20 protein-coding genes and 1 tRNA gene are annotated in these 20,126 nt (G+C 72.0%); 12 read left to right on the top strand and 9 right to left on the bottom strand.

Going from position 1 to position 20,126, the window contains the following annotated elements:
- Positions 1-38 precede the first annotated feature (38 nt).
- Positions 39-1,097: a matrixin gene (locus tag K933_RS02945; RefSeq protein WP_023393192.1), complete on the top strand. Its 1,059-nt coding sequence runs from the start codon at positions 39-41 to the stop codon at positions 1,095-1,097.
- Positions 1,098-1,100: 3 nt separating this feature from the next.
- Here the strand turns inward: K933_RS02945 and K933_RS02940 are convergent, their stop codons facing one another.
- Both K933_RS02940 and K933_RS02935 read right to left on the bottom strand, forming a co-directional pair.
- The gene (locus tag K933_RS02940; RefSeq protein WP_023393191.1) at positions 1,101-2,135 is read right to left on the bottom strand and encodes a lysylphosphatidylglycerol synthase transmembrane domain-containing protein; all 1,035 of its coding nucleotides are present in this window, start codon (positions 2,133-2,135) and stop codon (positions 1,101-1,103) included.
- A 52-nt stretch (positions 2,136-2,187) separates the two neighbouring features.
- Positions 2,188-2,484 carry a DNA-directed RNA polymerase subunit L gene (locus K933_RS02935; protein ID WP_023393190.1) on the bottom strand — a complete coding sequence of 99 codons (297 nt, stop codon included), beginning with the start codon at positions 2,482-2,484 and terminating at the stop codon, positions 2,188-2,190.
- A gap of 192 nt (positions 2,485-2,676) precedes the next feature.
- Here K933_RS02935 and K933_RS02930 point away from each other — a divergent pair, with 192 nt between their 5' ends.
- From K933_RS02930 to K933_RS02920, 3 genes are all read left to right on the top strand, one after another.
- Positions 2,677-3,411 carry an MBL fold metallo-hydrolase gene (locus K933_RS02930; RefSeq protein ID WP_023393189.1) on the top strand — a complete coding sequence of 245 codons (735 nt, stop codon included), beginning with the start codon at positions 2,677-2,679 and terminating at the stop codon, positions 3,409-3,411.
- A gap of 25 nt (positions 3,412-3,436) precedes the next feature.
- Positions 3,437-4,258: a hypothetical protein gene (locus K933_RS02925; protein ID WP_023393188.1), complete on the top strand. Its 822-nt coding sequence runs from the start codon at positions 3,437-3,439 to the stop codon at positions 4,256-4,258.
- Positions 4,259-4,525: 267 nt separating this feature from the next.
- Entirely contained in the window at positions 4,526-6,247 is a 1,722-nt protein-coding gene (locus K933_RS02920) for a histidine kinase N-terminal 7TM domain-containing protein (protein ID WP_152529739.1), read from the top strand.
- Between the two features lie 242 nt (positions 6,248-6,489).
- Here K933_RS02920 and K933_RS02915 read toward each other — a convergent pair whose 3' ends face one another.
- Both K933_RS02915 and K933_RS02910 read right to left on the bottom strand, forming a co-directional pair.
- Positions 6,490-7,119, bottom strand: coding sequence for a uracil-DNA glycosylase family protein (locus K933_RS02915; protein WP_023393186.1), 630 nt, complete (start codon positions 7,117-7,119; stop codon positions 6,490-6,492).
- Positions 7,120-7,215: 96 nt separating this feature from the next.
- Positions 7,216-7,686, bottom strand: a complete 471-nt coding sequence (locus tag K933_RS02910) for a DUF5793 family protein (RefSeq protein WP_023393185.1) — start codon at positions 7,684-7,686, stop codon at positions 7,216-7,218.
- Positions 7,687-7,873: 187 nt separating this feature from the next.
- Here K933_RS02910 and K933_RS02905 point away from each other — a divergent pair, with 187 nt between their 5' ends.
- The 7 genes from K933_RS02905 (at position 7,874) to K933_RS02880 (ending at position 14,780) form a co-directional block, all read left to right on the top strand.
- Positions 7,874-8,428: a DUF7549 family protein gene (locus K933_RS02905; protein WP_023393184.1), complete on the top strand. Its 555-nt coding sequence runs from the start codon at positions 7,874-7,876 to the stop codon at positions 8,426-8,428.
- A gap of 54 nt (positions 8,429-8,482) precedes the next feature.
- The gene (locus K933_RS02900) at positions 8,483-10,138 is read left to right on the top strand and encodes a type II/IV secretion system ATPase subunit (RefSeq protein WP_023393183.1); all 1,656 of its coding nucleotides are present in this window, start codon (positions 8,483-8,485) and stop codon (positions 10,136-10,138) included.
- Positions 10,135-12,255 carry a type II secretion system F family protein gene (locus K933_RS02895; RefSeq protein ID WP_023393182.1) on the top strand — a complete coding sequence of 707 codons (2,121 nt, stop codon included), beginning with the start codon at positions 10,135-10,137 and terminating at the stop codon, positions 12,253-12,255. Before K933_RS02900 ends, K933_RS02895 begins: the two co-directional genes overlap by 4 nt.
- The gene (locus K933_RS02890; RefSeq protein ID WP_023393181.1) at positions 12,252-12,971 is read left to right on the top strand and encodes a class I SAM-dependent methyltransferase; all 720 of its coding nucleotides are present in this window, start codon (positions 12,252-12,254) and stop codon (positions 12,969-12,971) included. The genes K933_RS02895 and K933_RS02890 overlap by 4 nt, the downstream gene beginning before the upstream one ends.
- Before the next feature lie 194 nt (positions 12,972-13,165).
- Entirely contained in the window at positions 13,166-14,290 is a 1,125-nt protein-coding gene (locus K933_RS02885; RefSeq protein ID WP_023393180.1) for an NAD(P)/FAD-dependent oxidoreductase, read from the top strand.
- A gap of 140 nt (positions 14,291-14,430) precedes the next feature.
- Positions 14,431-14,559, top strand: coding sequence for a hypothetical protein (locus K933_RS19175; RefSeq protein ID WP_268744618.1), 129 nt, complete (start codon positions 14,431-14,433; stop codon positions 14,557-14,559).
- 149 nt (positions 14,560-14,708) lie between these two features.
- Positions 14,709-14,780, top strand: a tRNA-Gly gene (locus tag K933_RS02880).
- 78 nt (positions 14,781-14,858) lie between these two features.
- Here K933_RS02880 and K933_RS02875 read toward each other — a convergent pair.
- The 5 genes from K933_RS02875 to K933_RS02855 form a co-directional block, all read right to left on the bottom strand.
- Positions 14,859-15,110, bottom strand: a complete 252-nt coding sequence (locus K933_RS02875; protein WP_023393179.1) for a helix-hairpin-helix domain-containing protein — start codon at positions 15,108-15,110, stop codon at positions 14,859-14,861.
- Entirely contained in the window at positions 15,107-16,681 is a 1,575-nt protein-coding gene (locus K933_RS02870) for a TrkH family potassium uptake protein (protein WP_023393178.1), read from the bottom strand. Before K933_RS02870 ends, K933_RS02875 begins: the two co-directional genes overlap by 4 nt.
- A 224-nt stretch (positions 16,682-16,905) precedes the next feature.
- Complete coding sequence (locus K933_RS02865) at positions 16,906-18,201, bottom strand: MFS transporter (protein ID WP_023393176.1); 1,296 nt, start codon at positions 18,199-18,201, stop codon at positions 16,906-16,908.
- 99 nt (positions 18,202-18,300) lie between these two features.
- Positions 18,301-19,131 carry an HD domain-containing protein gene (locus tag K933_RS02860; protein ID WP_023393175.1) on the bottom strand — a complete coding sequence of 277 codons (831 nt, stop codon included), beginning with the start codon at positions 19,129-19,131 and terminating at the stop codon, positions 18,301-18,303.
- A gap of 112 nt (positions 19,132-19,243) precedes the next feature.
- Positions 19,244-19,573 carry a hypothetical protein gene (locus K933_RS02855; protein WP_023393174.1) on the bottom strand — a complete coding sequence of 110 codons (330 nt, stop codon included), beginning with the start codon at positions 19,571-19,573 and terminating at the stop codon, positions 19,244-19,246.
- Positions 19,574-19,786: 213 nt separating this feature from the next.
- Here K933_RS02855 and tatA point away from each other — a divergent pair, with 213 nt between their 5' ends.
- Positions 19,787-20,074, top strand: a complete 288-nt coding sequence (gene tatA / locus K933_RS02850) for a twin-arginine translocase TatA/TatE family subunit (RefSeq protein ID WP_023393173.1) — start codon at positions 19,787-19,789, stop codon at positions 20,072-20,074.
- Positions 20,075-20,126: the final 52 nt, after the last annotated feature.

The following is a 20,126-nucleotide window of genomic DNA, read 5'->3' as shown; positions in this document are numbered from 1 at the left end:
CGCATCTTGAAGTGCGTCGGGCCGCTCGGTCGCGACAGATGCGTATCGCAGTCGGCCTCTGTCTTCTCGCGGTCCTCGGGGGGCTCGCCGGGTGTGTCGGCCCGAGCGCCGGCGGGACGCCGACGCCCACCCCGCCGCCCGTCGACGCCGGCGACGTGGCGACCCCCGACCCGACGCCGACGCCCGACCCGGGCCCCGCGCGGGCGTCGGCCGCGGCGGCGTCGAACCCCTGGAACGCGGACCCGGTGACCGTCGCGGTGGTCGCGCCCGCCACCGACGGCCGCGACTACCGGCCGCTGGTCGAACGGGCGCTCGCCTTCTGGGAGAACGAGTCGACCGGCTACGGACTCGACTACCGGGTCGTCGACGACGCCGACGCGGCCGACGCCGACGTGCGGGTCCGGTTCGTCGACGACATCGTCCGGTGTAGCGGGATCCACAGCGAGCGCGACGTGGGCTGTGCCGACTACGTCCCCCGGGGGGCGGCCGCGCCCGACCCGACGGCCGTCAGAGTCGAGACCGGCTACACGAACGAGTCGACCGTCGAGACGCTCACACACGAGGTGGGACACACGCTCGGCTACGAGCACGACGACGCCGACGAGTACCCGTTCATGGCGGCCGAGACCCGCAAGGTCCGCCTGCCGACGCCGAACGCGACGTCGCTCGCGAACCCGTGGAAGAAGGACAGCCTCCGCGTGTACGCGGCCTACCCCGACATCATGGAGACCCAGCGGCTCGAGTACGTCGAGGGGGTCGAGCGCGCGGTCGACTACTACCGGACCGACGAGTCGTCGACGCTGCCGGCGGGCGTCGACCTCCGGCTCACCGACAACCGCTCGGAGGCCGACATCGTCGTCGAGTTCACGCGGACGGGGACCGCCACCTCGGTCGGCCGCCGGTACGGCTACAACGTGGACGCCGACCCGGCGTTCGAGCAGTTCACCCGCTACGAGATCACCGTCAACAACATCGACCGCGACCGGATCGGCTGGCACGTCGGCTACTGGCTCGGCTGGGCGTTCGGCGCGGAGTCGCACGAGGACCTCCCGCCGCCGTTCGACGACCCCGAGGAGGACGACCGCGAGGACTGGTGAGCGTCAGGTCCGGCGCAGTTGCACCAGCGCCGCGCCGCCGCCGACCGCGACCACGTACCAGTAGGAGGCGACGCGGTACAGCAGCGCGATCGACGCCGCCGTCCCCAACGAGAGACCCGCGAGCGCCACCAGCAGGCCGGTGATCGCCGCCTCGACGCCGCCGAGACCCCCCGGCGTCGGGACGAACGACGCGAGCGTGCTCGCGGGGACGATGAACAGCACGAGCAGCGGGTCGATCTCAACCCCGACGGTCAGCGCCGCGAGGTACAGCGGCACCGCGAAGAACACCCACCCGACGTACGCGTACGCCAGCGTGTGCGCGACGGCGTGGCCCGTGTCGGCGATCGTGTTCAGGTGGACGTACAGTTCGTCGACCCGCTCGCGGACGCCCTCAGCGTCCACGCGGTCGGTCAGCTTCGAGACGGGACCGAGCACGCCCACGACCAGCCGCTCGACCAGCCCCTGTCGGGTCCACAGCAGGTAGCCGACCGCCGGGAGGACGAGCAACAGCGCGGCCAGCCCGTAGACGAGCAGCCGTGCGTTCGACGGGAGGTTCCCCGTCACTCCGAGCGCGACGAACCCGACGCCGGCGAACGTGAAGAAGGGGACGAGGTTGAGCGTGTCGCTGACGACGACCGACGCGAGCGCGTTCTCGAAGGAGGCGCGGTCGTCCGTCGAGAGCACGTACGCGACGAACGGGCCGCCGCCGGCCTTGCCGAACGGGGTGACGTAGTCGGCGAACGTCGCGGCGTAGTAGGTGACGACGATGCTCCGGAAGGGGATCTCCACGTCGACGGCCGAGAGCGTGACGTCCCACGCCTTCGACCAGATGACGAGACAGACCGTCGTCGACGCGCACGCGAGCGCGAGCCACCGTAGCTCCGCACCCCGCAGCGTCTCGGCGATCTCGTTCCAGCCGACGACCCGGCCGAACAGGTAGAGGACGACCCCGGCGATCAGGAAGCCGACGAGGGACTTGCCGACGGTGCCGGCGTCGACGCCCGAGTCCCCGCTCCCGTCGTCAGTCGAGGTGGTCACGGGCGGGCTTCGAACGCGGGGGCGATAAGCGAACGGGCGGAAGAGACCGAACTCAGGCCGCGCCCGCGAACCCGGCGTCGAGTTCGTCGTACAGCGTCGTCATCCGGTCGGAGACGCCGTTCGAGGCCTCTTCGAGCGCGTCGAGCGGGTCGAACCCCGTCTCGGTGGTGATCGAGAGGATCGGTTCGGTCTGCCCGCCGGACTGCTCGGGGTTCATGTCGTACGTCGCGGCGGCGACCCCCTCCGTCTGGAGGAGTTCGCCCTTGAGGACGTTCATGAACGTGTGGTCCTCGTCGGCGACCTCGATACGGAGTTCCGTGTCGGTCTTCTCGAGTACGCGCAGTTCCATGCCGGCCCGTTGGCCGCTCCGGCGTTTGAGTGTTGTGTTCGCCCGCCAGCGAGGGCCGGGCGGCGCCCGCGGACCGCGTCGGCCGCGCCGGCCGCGCGGACCCTGCCGGACCGTCGTCGGACACCCCCGACCGGGGACGACGCGGAGGCCGGCCGGGTAAGGTTAATCCCGCGGGGGGCGACTTCCCTCCGTATGGGGATCCCACCGGACCACGTTTTCCGCCTCGGGCTGACCAGCGTCAACGCCTACCTCGTCGACGACGGCGAGGTGACACTCGTCGACGCCGGGACGCCGTGGGACGCCGAGCAACTGGAGGCGCAACTGGAGGGCGCCGGGACCGGCTACGCCGTCGCCGACGTCGACCGAGTGCTGGTCACCCACTACGACCTCGACCACGTCGGCACGCTCGCGGAACTGCCGTTCGACGCGCCGGTGTACGCCGCCGACCCCGACGCGAGCTACCTCGACGGGAGCGCCACCCCGCCGCTCACCCCGCACAAGGCGCTCTCCCAGCGGGTCGGGGGGCTGTTCGTGTCGACGCCCGACCTGCCGGTCCGCCGGGTGGGCGACCGCGAGGAGGTGGGCGGGTTCACCGCCTTCCGGACGCCGGGACACACCCCCGGACACACCGCGTACGTCCACCGGGCGTTCGGCGTGGCGTTCGTCGGCGACATGGTGACCGAGAGCGACGGCGACCTCGCGCCGTCGTCGTGGTTCACGGCGTACAGCACCGCCGAGAACGCCGCCAGCGTCGGACGGTTCGCGGTCGCGCTCTCGCCCGGCGGGCCGGAGGTGCTCGCGGTCGGCCACGGCGACCCGGTCCGGGAGGGCGGCACCGAGCGCCTCCGGCGGGTCGCCCTCGGCGACCCGGACCGGAGCGACGACGCGAGCCGGGAGGGGGGCCGCGGGACGACGCGCGGGGGTTAAGGGTCGCGACGACGACACGTCGGGTATGGTCCCCTCCTCCACCCGTCGAACGCTGCTCGCTGCGGTCGCGGCGGTCGGCGGCGTCGGACTCGCAGGCCGCGCGAACCGCGGGCGCGACGTGCCGGTCGAGCGACGCGAGACGAGCGCTGTCGATCCCGGCGACGCGACGGCGCTGACCGTCGACAACGGTGACGGCGACGCGACCGTCGAGGCGTCCGAGGCCGTCGACCGCGTCCGCGTCGACGCCACCGCCCGCGCGCGCTCCGAGCGCGCGGCCGACCGCACCCGCGTGACCACCAGTCGCGACGGCGACCGGCTGGCGGTCGAAGCGACCACGGACGACGCTTCGGACGCGGCGGTCGACCTGACGGTCCGCGTCCCCGCCGGCCTCGCGGTGGCGCGCGTCGGGAGCGCCGCGGGCGGCGCGACCCTCCGCGGGACGACCGGCGACGCCGTCGTCGAGGCGACCAACGGCGACGCCGTCGCCGAGGGTGTCGACGGGTTCGTCACCCTCCGGGCGGTCAACGGCGACGCCACCGCGGCCGCGACCGCGGGGTTCGACGGCGCGCGCACGGTCAACGGCGACGTCGATGTCGAGGTCGGCGCGGTGCGGGGCGAGGCGACGGCCGAGACGACGAACGGCGCGGTGCGCGTGGCGGTGGCCGACCGGGTCGGTCTCGACGTGGCGGCCGAGTCGGTCGACGGGGCGCTCGCGGTCGACGGCGTCGACCTGCGCGGCGTGACCCGCGAGCGCCGACGCGTCACGGCCGCCGCGAACGGCGGCGGGCCGCGCCTGCTCGCGCATGCGGCCAACGGTCGCGTCGCCCTCCGGTCGCTCGACGCCTGACCGCCCGACCGCGCCGCCGCACCTCACGAGCGTCCCCGTCTGCCTGCGGTCGCCGCCGGTCCGCGGTCGGTCTGCCCGGGCTGGGCTCGCGATTCTCGATACTGCGACACCGCGGCGTACGTTTATGCCGCGGACGGTCCCACTTCCTCCGAACGTGTCCTCCCGACCCCCCTCCAGTCGGAGCCGCCCCCGTGTCGGCAGACGGACCCCACACCGAACCCGGCGCGGTCGGGGGGTTCCGGCCCGACGCCCGCAGGGGGGCCGGCCGTGACGTGGCAGTGGACGCCGTACGCGCCCGTGATGGCCGTGGCCGCGGCAGTCGCGTGCGCGGTCGGGGTGGCGCTGTGGCGACACCGCGAGGACGAGAGCGGGGTGTACCTCGCGCTGTTGCTGTTCGCGCTGACCGTCTGGTCTGGGGCGTACGCGGCGGGGTACGCGCGGGCGGACCTCGCGGGGAAACTCCTCGCCAGCCGCGTCGCCTACGTCGGCGTCGGCCTCACGCCGGTGCTGTGGACGGTGTTCGCCGCCTCCTACGGCCGGCAGGTGCGGCTGACCCGCGGGCGGGTGCTCGCGGTGGCCGCCCCGCTCGTCGTCACCGCCGCGGCCACGTGGGTCTCGCCCGCCGTGCCGCTGATGTGGGCCGCGGTGCGTCTGGAGGCGACGGCCACCGGCGTCTACTTCGCGCCCGTCTACGGGCCGCTGTTCTGGCTGCACGCCGTCTACTCCTACCTGCTGTTGCTCGTCGGGAGCGTCCTGTTCGCCGCGACGGTCGTCTCGACCACCGGCACCCACCGCGCGCAGGCGGCGGGGCTGCTCTGCGTCGTCGCCGTGCCGTGGCTCGCGAACGCGACCTACCTCGGGGGGCTGTTCCCGCCCGGGTTCGACCCGACGCCGCTGGCGTTCGTCGTCTCGGGGCTGCTGATCGCGGCGATGCGTCTCAACTACCGGCTGCTCGACGCCTCACCCGCCACGCGGGGCGTCGCGCGCGACGCCGCCGTCGAGGGGATGGACGACCCCGTGTTCGTCCTGCGCGAGGACGGAACCGTCACCGACTGCAACCCCGCGGGCGCGGCCGTCGCCGGGTCGACCCGTCGGGAACTGCTCGGCCGGCCGCTCGCGGACGCGCTCCCCGACCTCCACGAGGTGGTGACCGCGCCCGTCGACGCCGACCACGAGCGGCCGGCGTACGTCCGGTCGACCGACGGCGGCGACCGGGTGTACGACGCGCGCGTCTCGCGGTTCTCGCGGGGCGGACTCGTCGGCGGCCGGATCGTCACGCTCCGGGACGTGACCGAGCGCCGCCGGCACGAGCGCCGGCTGAGCGTGCTCAACCGGGTTCTCAGACACGACCTCCGGAACGACATCAACGTCGTCGTCGGCTACACCGAACTCCTCGACCCGGTCGCGGACGACGCCGCCGACCTCAGGCCGGTCGAGCGCATCCGCGAGCGCGCCGAGGGGATGCTCACGCTCACCGAGAAGGTGCGCGAGGTGGAGGCGACCCTCGACACCGGCGAGAAACCGCTCGGCGTGGTCGAACTCGGCGGCGTCCTCCGCGACGTCGCGAGCGCCGCACGCGCGGACTTCCCCGAGGCGACGGTCGAACTCGACGCGCCCGACAGCCTCCCGGTCCGCGGCATCGAGTTCCTCGACTCCGTCTTCGACAACCTCGTCGAGAACGCCATCGAACACCACGACGGCGACCACCCGCACGTGCGCGTCACGGCGAGGCAGGCCGACGGGTGCGCGGAGGTGACCGTCACCGACGACGGCCCGGGGCTGCCCGAGTCCGAGCGGCGGGCGCTCGCCTGCGACCGCGAGTCGCAGCTCGAACACGCCTCGGGGTTCGGACTCTGGCTGGTGACGTGGCTGGTCGAGGAGTCGGACGGGGACATCCGGTTCGACACCGACGACGGGACGACCGTCACCGTCAGACTCCCGGCGGCCGACGGGGGGAGCGGGTCGCGCTCCGGCTCCGGTCGGGGCTGAGAACCGGCCGCGAAACCGCGGCCGGCCGCATCGAAACGTGGACGGTCTCCCGCGGGAGCCGCGGGGGTTCGCGCACGGTCTGACAAACACACGCGGACCAGGACCGCCGTGTGACCCGGGTGCACGCCCGGATAAAGTGGTACGGCACCGCGACAAATATTGTCTCCCAGGGCGGGCGGCGGGCGACGCGTCCGCGCCGCGCCCGTACCGCCGGGACCGCGTCGGCCGGCGTCGGCCGCGGCTCACCGCACGCGGTAGGGGTCCTCGCCGGGGAGGAACCGGCCGAGGTCGGTCTCGCGGCGGTAGTCGGTGGCCTGCAACGTCTCGAGCGCCTCCACCAGTCGGTCGTCGTCGCCGTCGACCCACTCGGCGGGCTCCTTGATCGGCATGACGAGCCAGCCCGAGCCGCGCATCTCCTCGCCGTGGAGCGCCTCCATGTCGACCTCGGTCTTCCACGCCTGCGCCGTGTACGCCCGGAGGACGTGGTCGGTCGCGCGCGCGCCGACGGGGAGGAGGACGTGCGCGGCGATGGCGCGGAGTTCGGCGTCGAAGAACCGCTCCATGTCGGCGTAGTCGTCCTCGGTCGGCGCGCCGTCCGGGACGCACATGTGGAGATACGAGAGGAAGGTGCGCTCGACGGCCGGCTCGTCGCCCGTCGACGAGAGCAGCCCCCCGCGGACGAGCGCGGTCTGGAGGCGGTCGGCCGCCGCGGTGCCGGTGAACGGGACGCCGGTCTCGCTCCCCCCGTGGACACCGGGGTGGTCGCCGACGACGTGGAAGTGGGCGTTGGCGTCGCCGTAGCCGGGGACGAACCGGTCGCAGTCCGGGCGCATCCCGAACGGGTTCGACGTGCGGTCGGTGACGTTCTTCACGCCAGTGAGACGGGCGCGTCCGCCGGATGGACCTTGCGGTTTCGACAGCGCCCCGGTCGGCGGCGGCGCGCGGGCGGCGCGGGAGGAGGAGTCAACTCAGAGTTCGACGCCGGAGGGGATGAGGCTGTCGTGACGCAGGAGGTTCCCCTCGGCGTCGTACACCAGGAACGTCTCCTTCTCGTAGGCGACGAGCTGTTCGCCCTCGACGTCGATCTCGACGCGGTACCGGCCGTCGCCGTCGTCGCGTTTGCCGTACTCGCGGGCGGCGGTGATGAACCGGAGCACGTCGTCGGCGTCCTCGTTGAGTTCGAGCACGAAGTCGCCGGTCAGCCGGTTGGTCACGCCGACGACGCCCGTCGCGTCGGGGTCGTCGGCCGACTCCTGGAGCCGGAACGCCACGTCCGTCTCCTCGGCCGCCAGCAGGTCGCCGCGGCTCCCGGCGAGTCGTTCGCGGAGTTCCTCCTCGGGACCGTGGAAGTCGATGTACACGCGGGGTTTGCGGGGGTCCTCGCCCGCCTCGACCCACTCCAGGTTCTCCACCTCCAGTTCGAAGTAGTCGCGCCTCATTCCGTACGCCGGGGTTGGGTACACGCGGGTATGAACGTAACGCCGACCGGCGGTCTCCGTACCCGACGGGCGGGTTCGCCCGGCGCGCTCGGGGGCGGGCCGGCCCGTTCCGGGGGTCGCGACGCCGTCGCCCGGGCCGGCCGGCCGCGCCGCCCGGTTTTATATCGCGGCGGCCCGGCGCGGACGTATGGTCTGGGTCCGCTCGGAGTACGCGGGCGAACTGGCGGTGGTGTCGACGTGGCTCGCCGCGTTCGTCCCGTGGAACGTCCACCACGCCGCGGTGGCCGGCGGGACGGTCACCTACCTCCGGTTCCCGCTGGTCGAACTGCGGTACGCCGCCGGTCTCCCGGTGGCGAACCCGGTGGCGGTCGCCGACCCCGTCTCGGCGTCCCTCGCGCAGGCCGGCACGGCCGTCGCCCCCGCCTACCTCGCGTGGGTCGTCGGCGCCGCGGTCTCGGTCGCGGCGCTCGGGGTCTCGGTCGCCTACTACCGGGCGGAGGCGCGCGCGGCGTCGTGGCCCGTCCACCCGGTCCCGCTGCTCGGCGCGCTGTTGGCCCTCGCGGGCGTCGTCTTCGGCGTCGCCTGGGCCCTCCTCGGCGCGGGACTCCCCGGGCTGTCGCTCCCCGTCTGCGTCGTCCACGTCGCCTTGGGCGCGGTCCTCCTCCGCGCCGAACGGGTCGACGGCGGCGGCGACCCCGGCCCCGAGCCGGAGTCGGAGTCCGACCCCGGATCTCTCGACTGATACTCCGGGTCGCGGGTTTAAGTTCCGGAGCGGGCAACCCCCGACGACTGACGCATGTCGGGGGAATCTCGGGACGACAGCGAGACGACCGGGGGTCGACTCGGCGCGCTCGGCCGGCGCGTGTCGCGGGCCGTCGAGATGGTTCGCGGCACCGACGTCGCGGTGCGGCCGTTCCGTCCGGACGAGGACGGCCCGCTGGCGTCGTTCACCCCGGCGGAGGGGCACGAGGAGGTGGAGCGCTACTGGGTGAACGCGCCGTACGCGTACGTCGTCGTCACCTACGACGACGGCGCGAGCGAACACCGCTACAACGTGGTCGAACCCGAACTCGACGGGTTCGCGTCGACGCTGTTCGCGCAGGTGGTCGACGACATCCGCGACCCGCTGTTGTTCCGGTCGGCCGACGGCCACGCCGACGAGGCGACGCTCCGCGAGGAACTGCGCGCGCTGCTCGAACAGTACGGCGCGGACGTGGACATGCGGACGTTCCACACGCTGGTGTACTACCTCGCGCGCGACTTCCGACGGTACGGGCGGATGGACCCGCTGTTTCACGACCCCCACATCGAGGACGTGTCGTGTGACGGCTACGACCTCCCCATCTTCGTCTACCACGACGAGTACACCGACATCGAGACGAACGTCCGCTTCGGGCAGGAGGAACTCGACAGCTACGTCATCCGGCTGGCCCAGCAGTCCGGCCGGCACATCTCCGTGGGCGACCCCATGGTCGAGACGACGCTGCCGGACGGCTCGCGCGCGGAACTCGCGCTCGGCGAGGAGGTCACCCCGCGGGGGTCGGCGTTCACCGTCCGCCGGTACGCCGACGAGCCGTTCACGCCGGTCGACCTCGTCGACTACGGCACCTTCTCCGTCGAGCAGATGGCGTACTTCTGGCTCTGTATCGAGCACAACAAGAGCCTCATCTTCGCGGGCGGCACCGCCTCGGGCAAGACCACCTCGATGAACGCGGTGTCGATGTTCGTCCCGCCGCGGTCGAAGGTGCTCACCATCGAGGACACCCGCGAACTGTCGCTGTACCACGACAACTGGCTCTCGTCGGTGACGCGCGAGGGGCTCCACCAGGGCAACGACGTCGACATGTACGACCTGCTCCGGTCGGCGCTGCGGCACCGCCCGGAGTACATCGTGGTCGGCGAGGTGCGCGGCTCGGAGGCGGTCACGCTGTTCCAGGCGATGAACACGGGTCACACCACGTTCTCGACCATGCACGCCGACTCGGTCGAGACCGCGATCAACCGGCTGGAGAACGAGCCGATCAACGTCCCCCGCGCGATGGTCCGTAGCCTCGACGTGCTGTCGATCCAGACGCTCACCCGGTTCGACGGCGAGCGGGTCCGCCGCACGCGGACGGTCGGCGAGATCGGCGGCGTCGACGGCCGGACCGGCGAACTCGACTACTCGTCGGCGTTCTCGTGGGAGGCGAGCACCGACACCTACGAGCGGAACGACTCCGACCTGCTCGCCGACATCGCGGACGAACGGGGGTGGAGCCGCACCGACCTCCGGCGGGAACTCCGCCGGCGCGAGCGGTTCCTGGCGACGCTGTGTGAGCGCGGCGTCACCGACTACCGGCGCTTCACCGCGCTCGTCAACGAGTACTACGCCGACCCCGACCGGACGATGGGACGACTCGACGCTCGCGACGGCGCTCCAGACGCCGGAGGCGACGACGGCCCGCGGGGGTGACCGTGTACGAACTGTTCGTCCCGCTGGCGTTCGTCGCCGCCCTGCTCGCGCCGTTCGGGCTGGCGCTCGCGAGCCGGCGCGCCTCGCTGGCGGTGACGCGGGTCGCGCTCGCGGCGTTCGGCGACTACGTCGCCGAGCGGAGCCGGCGGCGGCGCCGCCAGCGCGAGCGCCTCCGCGCCGCCCACGTCGGGACGACCCACCGGGCGTACGCCTCGCGGACGCTGCTGTACGCGGCGGTCGCGGGCGTCTCGGGGAGCCTCCTCGGCGTCTACGCGCTGGCGCTGCTGTTGGCGCTGCTCCGGGTGAGCGCCGAGGCGGTCCGGGCGGCGGTGCCGCCCGCGCTGTCGTTCCTCGGCAACCTCGGTCGCCTCCCGGCGCTCGGCGTGGCCGAACTGTTCCCGCTGTTCGCGCTGTCGGCCGCGACCGTCGGCGCCGGCGCGGCGCTGGGGACGTACCACCTGCGGTGGTTCCTGCTCGACCAGCGGGCGAGCGCCCGCGCCGGGCGGGTGGAGTCGACGCTCCCCCGGACGGTCGCGTTCCTCTACGCGCTCTCGCGGTCGGGGATGTCGTTCCCGGCGGTGCTCGACACGCTGACCGACAACGAGACGGTGTACGGCGAGGCGGCGCGCGAACTCGGCGTCGCCGTCCGCGAGGTGAACAACTTCGGGACCGACACGCTCACCGCGCTCGAACACCTCTCGGAACGGACGCCCGCGGCGTCGATGGCGGACCTGAGCGACAATCTCGTCTCGGTGCTGGGGAGCGGGCGGAGCCTCCCGGAGTTCCTCCGCGGGCAGTACGAACGCTACCAGGAGGAGGCCGCCGCCCAACAGGAGCAGTACCTCGAACTCCTCGAGGCGTTCGCAGAGGCGTACGTGACGGTGCTGGTCGCCGGGCCGCTGTTCTTCGTCACCATCCTCGTCGTCATCGGGCTGGTCCTCCAGGACACGCTCGACCTCATCCGGGTCGTCGTCTACCTCGGCGTCCCGCTGGCGAGCGCCGGGTTCGTCGTCTTCCTCGACTCGATGACGAGCGACCACGTCGACGCCAGCCGCCGCGAGGCGACCGCCGACCCGCGGCTGCGGCAGGCGACGCGCGCCGTCGAGTCCGCATCTGCCGACACCGGCGCGCGCGCCGACGGCGGCGCCGTCACCGACCGGTGGGCGGCGAGCCGCGGCCGCCTCGCGCTCTACCGCCGGTCGGCGTGGCTCCGCGAGTGGACCGACCGGCCGCTCGCGGCGGTGTCCAACCGGCCGGCCGCGACGCTGCCGCTCACGGTCCCGCTCGGTCTCGCGTGGGTACTGTTCCGGACGGGCGCGCTCCCGCTCGCGCCGGTACCGCTGGTTCGGGCGGTCGACGCGCCGGTCGTCGAGGCGGTGCTGTTCGTCCTGGTCGCGTTCGCGCTGGTGTACGAGACGGGCAAGCGGCGGACCCGGGCGGTCGAGCGCGCGGTCCCCGACTTCCTCGACCGGATGGCGAGCCTCAACGACGCGGGGATGACCGTCGTCGGGAGCCTGAAGCGGCTGACCCGCTCGGACCTCGACCGGCTCACCCCCGAGGTGCGCCGGACGTGGCGCGATATCGAGTGGGGCGCCGACGCCGCGACCGCGCTCCACCGACTCGACGCGCGGGTCGACTCGCCGATGATGTCGCGGGCGGTGGCGCTGATCACGAACGCGATGGCCGCCAGCGGCGACGTGGCGCCCGTCCTCGAGATAGCCGCCGACGAGGCGCGCGCCACCCGGCGGCTCCGCCGGGAGCGCCGACAGGTGATGGTGACGTACCTCCTCGTCATCTACATCTCCTTTCTGGTGTTTCTCGGCATCATTGCGGCGCTCACGGTGTCGTTCATCCCCGCGGTCCAGAGCGCGGCCGGCGCGAGCGGCGGTGCGGGCGGCGGTCTCGCGGGGGCGGGGATGTCCGGCGGGACGTTCAGCGGTCTCGGCTCCGTCGACACCGCGGCGTACTCGACGCTGTTCTACCACGCCTCGGCGATCCAGGCGGTCTGTTCGGGCCTGGTCGCGGGCCAACTCGGCGAGGGGTCGGTGAGCGACGGCGCGAAACACGCAGTCCTCATGCTCCTGGCGGCGTATCTCACGTTCGTGTTCATCGCGTGACCCCCGGCGACGAGCGCGAGACGCGCGAGGCGGCGCCGAACGCCCGCGCGCTCGCGGCCACCTACGACCGCATCGCCGAACAGTTCTCGGCGACCCGCGAGTACCCGTGGCCCGAGGTGGAGTCGTTTCTCGACGCGCGCGAGGGCGGGGTCGGCCTCGACGTGGGCTGTGGCAACGGTCGCCACGCCGAACCGCTCGCGGCGCGCGTCGACCGGGTGGTCGGCGTCGATGTGAGCCGCGACCTGCTCGGGGTCGCCCGGCGACGGGCGCGCGAGCGGGGGTACGCCGACGCGCTCTCGTTCGTCCGCGGCGACGCCGCGGCGCTCCCGGTGGCCGACGCGACGGTCGACGTCGGGGTGTACGTGGCGGCGCTCCACCACCTCCGCGGGCGCGACCGGCGGGTGGCGTCGCTGTCGGAACTCGCGCGGGCGCTCGCGCCCGGCGGCCGCGCGCTCGTCAGCGCGTGGAGCACCGAACACGACCGGTTCGACCCCCGGGAGGGAGACGCCGGGTTCGACACCAGCGTCGACTGGACGCTCCCCGACGGCGAGACGGTGGACCGCTTCTACCACGTCTACCACCCCGCGGAGTTCCGCGCGGACTTGGAGGCGAGCGGTCTCCGAACGGTCGAGGCGTTCGTCTCCAGCGGCAACTGCTACGCCGTGGTCGCGCCCGGCGGGTCGAGCGGGTCGGACGGGTCGGACGACGCGGGCTGAACCGAGGGATGACGCGGACGGGACGCGGGCAGGATGGACGACGCGGGCGGTACGGACGACACGAACGGGAGGGGAGACGCGGGCGAGCCAGGTGACGCGGGCCGCACGGGTGCGTGGCCGCGTCGAGGGCCGGTCTGTCGGCGCCGCCGCACGACCGGACGCGTTTTTATCCGCTCGGGACCGGAGTACGCACCATGACCGAGCAGTCGGCGGAGTTCGACGAACTCGACTACGACGTGACCGTCGTCGGGGGCGGCCCGGCCGGGCTGACCGCGGCGCTGTACGCCACGCGACTCGGACTCGACACGGCCGTCGTCAACCGCGGCGGCGGGCGCGCGGCGATGATGCGCGACACCCACAACGTCGTCGGCGTCACCGAGGACACCACCGGCGCCGAGTTCCTCCAGACCGCCCAGCGGCAGGTGCGCGAGTACGGCGCCGACTACCGGCAGGCGTTCGTCGACGACGTCGAACCGCTCGACGACGCGGGGAGCGAGGGGGCGGGCGACGACGGAGCGGGCGGGTTCCGCGTGTCGGTCGACGGCGACGCTCACACCTCCCGCCGGGTCGTGCTCGCGACGGGCTTTTCGGACGAGCGGCCCGACCCGCCGCTGCCGCCGACGGGGCGGGGGCTGCACTACTGTCTCCACTGTGATGCGTACATGTTCGTCGACGAACCCGTGTTCGTGATGGGGACGGGCGACTCGGCCGCGTACGTCGCGATGATCATGCTCAACGTCACCGGCGAGGTGGACCTGCTCACCCGCGGGGCGGAGCCGACGTGGAGCGACGAGACCGCGGCGATGCTCGACGCCCACCCGGTCGACGTGATCGACGACGAGATAGCCGGGATGAACAAGGACGACGAGGGCTGGCTGGAGTCGTTCGAGTTCGAGGACGGCACCGTCCGCGAGTACCGCGGCGGCTTCCCGATGTACGGGTCGAACTACAACGCGGACCTGGCGGACGCGCTCGAACTCGACCGCAACGACGACGGCACGGTCGCGGTCGACGACCACGGCCGGACCAGCGTCGACGGCGTCTACGCGGTCGGCGACCTCACGCCCGGCCACAACCAGATCCCGGTGGCGATGGGCGAGGGGGCGAAGGCGGGCATCGCGCTCCACATGGACCTCCGCGCGTTCCCGCGGTCGGTCGAGGAGATAGAGGCGGCGGGCCCCGTCGGGACCGACGAGGTGCCCGCCATCTCGCCGGACCTGCTCGCGACGGCCGTCGCCCACCCGGGTCACGCCGCCGGGCCGCGGGCCGAGGAGGCGAGCGGGAGCGACGGGGAGAGCGAGACGGTCGCCGACGACTGACGCCCGGACCCGACTCGACCGACCCCGCGTCGGTCGCGTCGAGACGGGAGAGGGGTGTCGCGGCCGACGGCACGCCGGCGGGCGCCGACCGGAACACTATCGAGGGGCGGTTTCGTCGGGGGGACCACACGATGACACCGATGGGCATACTCACCGGCGCGTTCATCGCGTTGCTGCTCGGCCCGCTGGTCGCGTACTGGGGGGCGCGGGCGCTCGAACGGGCGACCGGCCGGAAGATCATCCCGTCGCTCGACTGGGACGAGGAGTAGCCCGCGGGAGGCGTCGCGGCTCGCCCCGACCGGTCGGCGGCGAGCGCCGACGGGGAGAGCGAAACGCCCTTATTCCCGCTCGGGCAAGCACCGCCCGTCGTTCGGCGTCGGCCCGCGCGGGTGCGACCCGTCGTGTGACCGACCGACGTGCGCTGGTGGTCTAGCTGGTATGACTTTGGCCTTCCAAGCCAACGACCCGGGTTCAAATCCCGGCCGGCGCATCTTCTTTCGAACGACGTGAGGCGAAAATCGACACGGAGGGGTTCGACCGCCCGCCGGTGGACGACGGCGTGGTCGCGTCAGGCCCCGTCGCGTTCGTCTGTCGCGTGGTCGACCCACTCGGCGGTCCGCGTCTCGGTCGCGCCCGTCTCGTCGGCGAGGGTCGCCGGGTCGGTTCCCGCGAGTTCGTCGACCGAGTCGTAGCCCGCAGACCGGAGCCGCTTGGCGTACGTCGAGCCGACGCCGGGCAGTTCCATCAGCGGGTCCTCGAACCCGTCCGCGTCGGCGGCGTCCCGGGAACGCCGAGCGGCGACGCCGCCGTCGCCGCTCACCGCCGCCAGTACGACGGCGTGAGGATCACGAGTACCGAGAGGATCTCCAGTCGACCGATCCACATCAGCCCGGTCATGAACAGTTTCGTGGTCGCGGGGAACCGCTCGAAGTTGTTCATCGGCCCGACGATGCCGACGCCGGGACCGACGTTGCCGAGCGTGGCGATCGAGGCGCTGACCGCCTCGATGGCCGAGATGTCGAGTCCGACCCGGAGGCTGTCGACGTAGATGGCGACCGTCGCGAACACGAAGATGACGACGAACAGCATCGTGAACACGAACACGCTCCGGATCGTCCCCTCGTCGACGGGGTCGCCGTTGAACCGGACGGGGCGGACCGCGTCCGGGTGGACCGACGTGAACAGTTCCCGCGCCATCGTCTTCCGGATCGTGTACCACCGGACGATCTTGACCGACCCGGCCGCCGACCCCGCGGAGCCGCCGAGGAACATCGCGAACAGCAACAGGAGTTGGGTCGACTCCCCCCAGAGGTTGAAGTCCATGCTGGCGTACCCGGTCGTCGTGACGATGGCGGCCGTCTGGAACGCCGCCTGCCGCGCCGCCCCTTCGAGGTTCCCCACGATCGGGCCGACGTTCTCGGGCGTCCTCGCCAGGCCGGCGCCGGTGAACAGCAGGACGCCGAGGACGACGCTGACGACCGCCATCGCCCGGAGGTACGCGCGGAACTCGCCGTCGCCGAACAGCCGCTCGGGTTTGCCCGAGAGCGCGTACCAGAACAGCGCGAAGTTGGTTCCGGCGACGACCATGAACAGGACCATCGTCCACTGGATGGCCGGCGAGAACGCCTCCGCGCTGCGCCCTTCGGGGGAGAACCCGCCGGTCGGCAGCGTCGTCAGCGCGTGCGCGACCGCGTTGTAGAAGCTCATGTCCGCCAGCCCGAGGAGTCCGAGCGCGTAGTACGCCACCGCGGCGGCGACGGTGAACGCGGCGTAGATGGTCCACAGCGCGCGGGCGGTGTCGCGGATGCGCGGCGTGAGCTTCTCCATCGCGACGCCGGGCGCCTCCTGGTTCATCACCTGCGCGCCGCCGACCGAGAGTTCCGGCAGGATCGCCACCATGAGCACGAGGATCCCCATCCCGCCGAGCCACTGGGTGAGCTGTCGCCACATCATCATCGCCCGCGAGTGGCGCTCGAAGGAGATCTCGCCGAGGACCGTCGCGCCGGTGGTGGTGAAGCCGCTCATGCTCTCGAACAGCGCGTTGACGGGGTGGGCGACGGTCCCGTTGCCGGCGATCAGGTACGGGAGCGTCCCGACCAGCGGGAGGACGAGCCAGGTGAGACTGACCAGGAGGAACGCCTCGCGGTCGCCGAGTTCCGGCCCCGACCGGAGCCGTTCGAGCGCGAGACCGCCCCCGCCCATGACGGCGGCCGTCAGCACGAACGGGAGCGGCGTCTCCCCGTAGTAGAGCGCGACGACGGCCGGGAACAGCGGCGCGACGGCCATGTACTTGAGGATGGACCCGACGAACCCCAGGCTGGTCCGGTAGTCGACGTAGGTGCCGAGACTCGGCGTCAGCGAGTCGCGCAGCGCTCCGAGTGGGTCCGCCATGGAGGGTTCGTCCGTTCGACCGGCGCGGACGACGTGAAGCTACTGGTTTTGCCCCCCGGATCTGTCCGGTCTCCCCCCGACGATTCGCGCGATTCGACAGGACTGACGGGGACAGCCGACGCGGTCGGCCACTTCGGCGTGGCGTCGGTCCGGATGACACCGACGCGGGTCGCGGTCGACCGGTCGACGACGGCCGCGACGTGCGGACGCGAGGGCGACGGCGGTCAGTCGTCGGCGGTCACGGGTCCGGCCGCCTCGCGGGCCGACGCCCGCGAGAAGACGACCCAGAAGACGCCCGAGGCGACGATGATGAACCCGGCGGCGGTGTAGAACGCCGCGCTCACCGAGACGTAGTCGATGATCAGTCCGACGGTGAGCGGGCCGGCGACCTGTCCGATCTTCCACGAGATGGAGCGGAGGCTCATCGACGAAGCGACGGAGTCGTACCGCTCGCCCTCCTCGACGAACAGCGACATGCTCGCGGGCAGGCGGATACTGTCGGCGATCCCGAGCACCATGTACGCCACGAACAGCGAGAAGAACGCGCCGCCGAGCACCATCCGGTCGCCGAACATGACGAACCGGAACGGGTCGAGCGTCCCCTCGAAGTAGTAGCTGAACGGGATGAGCGCGGTGCCGACCCCGTACAGTAGCGCCCCGACCACGACGAAGTACTGTTTCTCCCCCACCCTGTCGGAGAGGTCGCCGACGTACCCCTGCGTGAGCGCCTTCGTCAGCTTCCCGCCCGCGAGGATCCACCCGACCGCGAACACGTTGATACCGAACTCGGTCTTCGCGAGGATGGGCAGGAAGATGATGACCGCCATCTTGCCCACCGAGAAGGCCAGCCGAAACAGCACCAGCGCGCGGATCATCGGGAGCCGCAACAGCGCGCGGAACGTCTCGACCCCGCCGCCCGCGTCCGCCTCGGTCCCGCCGCCGGGGTCGTCACGGAGGTGGACGAACACCAGGACGAACGCGAGGATGGTGACCCCCGAGAGCACGACGTACGTGAACGTAAAGCCCTCGGCGTACAGCAGGTAGCCGCCGACGAAGTCGCCGGCGAGACTCGAGAAGGCGGCGACCTGGTTGTACGACCCCAGCCACCGGCCGTTCTCGCCGTCGGGGGAGATGGTGCCGATCACCGTCGACCCCGTGATCCAGAGGATGCTCGCGCCCAGCCCCTGAACCATCCGGATCAGGACGACGTGGACCGCGCTGTCGACGAAGACGAACCCCACGAACACGACAACGTTGAGCGCCAGCCCCGCGAGCAGCCAGTGTTTCGCGTTCCCGGTGTCTATCTTCCGTCCCAGCGGGAGGACGATCACCAACTGGACCGCGGCGAACCCCGTCCCGAACAGCCCCTCGACGAACCCGGTGGTCCCGAACAGCTCCGCGTACAGCGAGAGCGCGAGCAGCAGCGTCGAGTACGCCTGGCTCCGTGCGAACGCCGTCCCCGCGAGCGCGCCGAACTCCCTGTCCTTGAGCAGACCGATCGAACTTCCGAACCCAGCCACTGTGTTACGTATCGAAACACGACCGCGCGGTATAAAGCCGGCCGTTCCGGAGTGATTCGCCCCGTACAGGGTGTGAACGGCCGACGGGGAGGGGAACCGCTACAGCTCGATCCGCTCGACGAGTTGGTCGTCGGCCTTGGTGTTGATCGCGACGATACGCACGTAGTCTTCGATGAGCGAGTTGCGGAGCTTCGCCTTCAGCAGGCTGTCCACCTGGTAGACGCCCGCCGCGTTCACCATCTCGATGTCGACGAGGACGGGGGCGTCCTCGTCCTCGCCGGGTTTGAGTTCGACGTTCCGGATCGCCTGCGAGGAGAGGGTGTTGATGCCGCGCCCGCCCTTCTCGTAGGGCATCCGCGAGCGGCCCCGCTCCATGTCGAGCGCGTCCGCGACGCGGATGACGCCCGCCTCGCGGGTCAGCGGGTCCTCCTCGGTGTGGTGACAGAGGATGGCGTGGAGCACCTCCGCCTTCACGCGCACCTGGTTGTCGATGTCGTAAAACTGCGCGAGGAACCGGTCGAGTACGTCCGCCGCGAGCGGGATCGAGTAGTAGGCGTGGTCGTCGCGGTGGACCACGTGGCCGATGTCGTGGAGCGTCGCCGCGAGCGCGATTATCACCGGTTCGTCCGCCTCGTCGAGCCCCTGCTGGGTCGCGCCGTTGAACTCGACGTTCCCCCGCTTGAGCAGGTCGTACAGTCGGAGCGCGCGGTTCCGGACGATGCTGATGTGTTTGGCGCCGTGGTCGTTGTACCCCTTGCGCTCGACCGCGTTCACGTTCTGCGCACGGAGGTACGCGGTCACCTCGGCGTCCGACAACAGCGCGTCGAGTACGTCGTTGAGCCGGTGGTCCGGGAAGGCGTGCTCCGCGTTCGGGTCGTACTCCCGGGGGGTCGACTCCTCTACGGTCTGCGCCTCGTCGGAGTTACTCATATCTCAGCCCACGGCGGCGACCCGCAAAAGCCCTTACCCCACGTCTCTCGGGACGGCGAGCGCCGCCGCGGGCGCGCGACACCGGGACTCACACGCCCCGTACGGGCCGAACTCACCGCCCCGCACGGCCCGACTCGGACGCCGCGCCCGCGCCGGGGCCGACGCCGGTTTCGACCTCCCGGGCGGCCCGGAGCAGCGGCAACGCCCGCTCGAAGTCGGCTCCGACCCCGATGCGGGCCGCCTCGCGGTCCCAGTCGACCAGGTCGGCCTCGGCCAGTTTCGGGAGGTGGACGTGCCGGAGGCGGAGTCGGTCGGCGTCGTCGTCGCCGTCGTCGAACAGGTCGTCGACCGCGAGTGTCCGCCCCGCGTCGAGCGGTTCGAGCCGACCCAGTACGCGCCGCCGCGTCGGGTCCGCCATCGCGGTGAGGAGGGTGTCTATCATCCAACCGGACGCTCTCCATCCACCTACTTATGGCTTTGCTACCACGTGGGGCCGGCGGCGGCGTCGGCGACCGTCGACGGACGGCCGGGCCGCCGCTCGGATCGGACCAAATATCGTCGTGTCCGGCCGATTTCACCCGCGATAGCGCTCGAACACCCGAAACCCCGCGGTCCAAAAAGCCTATAATTACCAGCCGGTTAGGCGGGAGTAGAGATGGACACCACAGCACTCCTGTTCGGGGCGATCCCGGGCGGGCCGGAGATGCTCATCATCCTGTTCGTCCTCATCCTACTGTTCGGGGCGAACAAGATCCCGAAGCTCGCACGCTCGACGGGGCAGGCGATGGGGGAGTTCAAGAAGGGTCGCGAGGAGATCGAGGACGAACTCGAGGACATGCAAGAGGAGACCGTCGGCGACCTCAACGACCGCGACGAGACGGGCACCGCGGGCGCGGGCACGGCGACCGACACCGCGACCGAAACCGAGACCGAGCGGAACTGACCCGTCTCGACGCGCTCCGGTCCGCTTTTCTATCGCCGCCTCACACCCGGTA

The sequence above is a fragment of the Candidatus Halobonum tyrrellensis G22 genome (assembly GCF_000495475.1).
Lineage (GTDB): Archaea > Halobacteriota > Halobacteria > Halobacteriales > Haloferacaceae > Halobonum > Halobonum tyrrellense.
The sequence above is the reverse complement of the archived record's forward strand: the minus strand, read 5'-3'. Positions and strand labels throughout refer to the sequence as shown.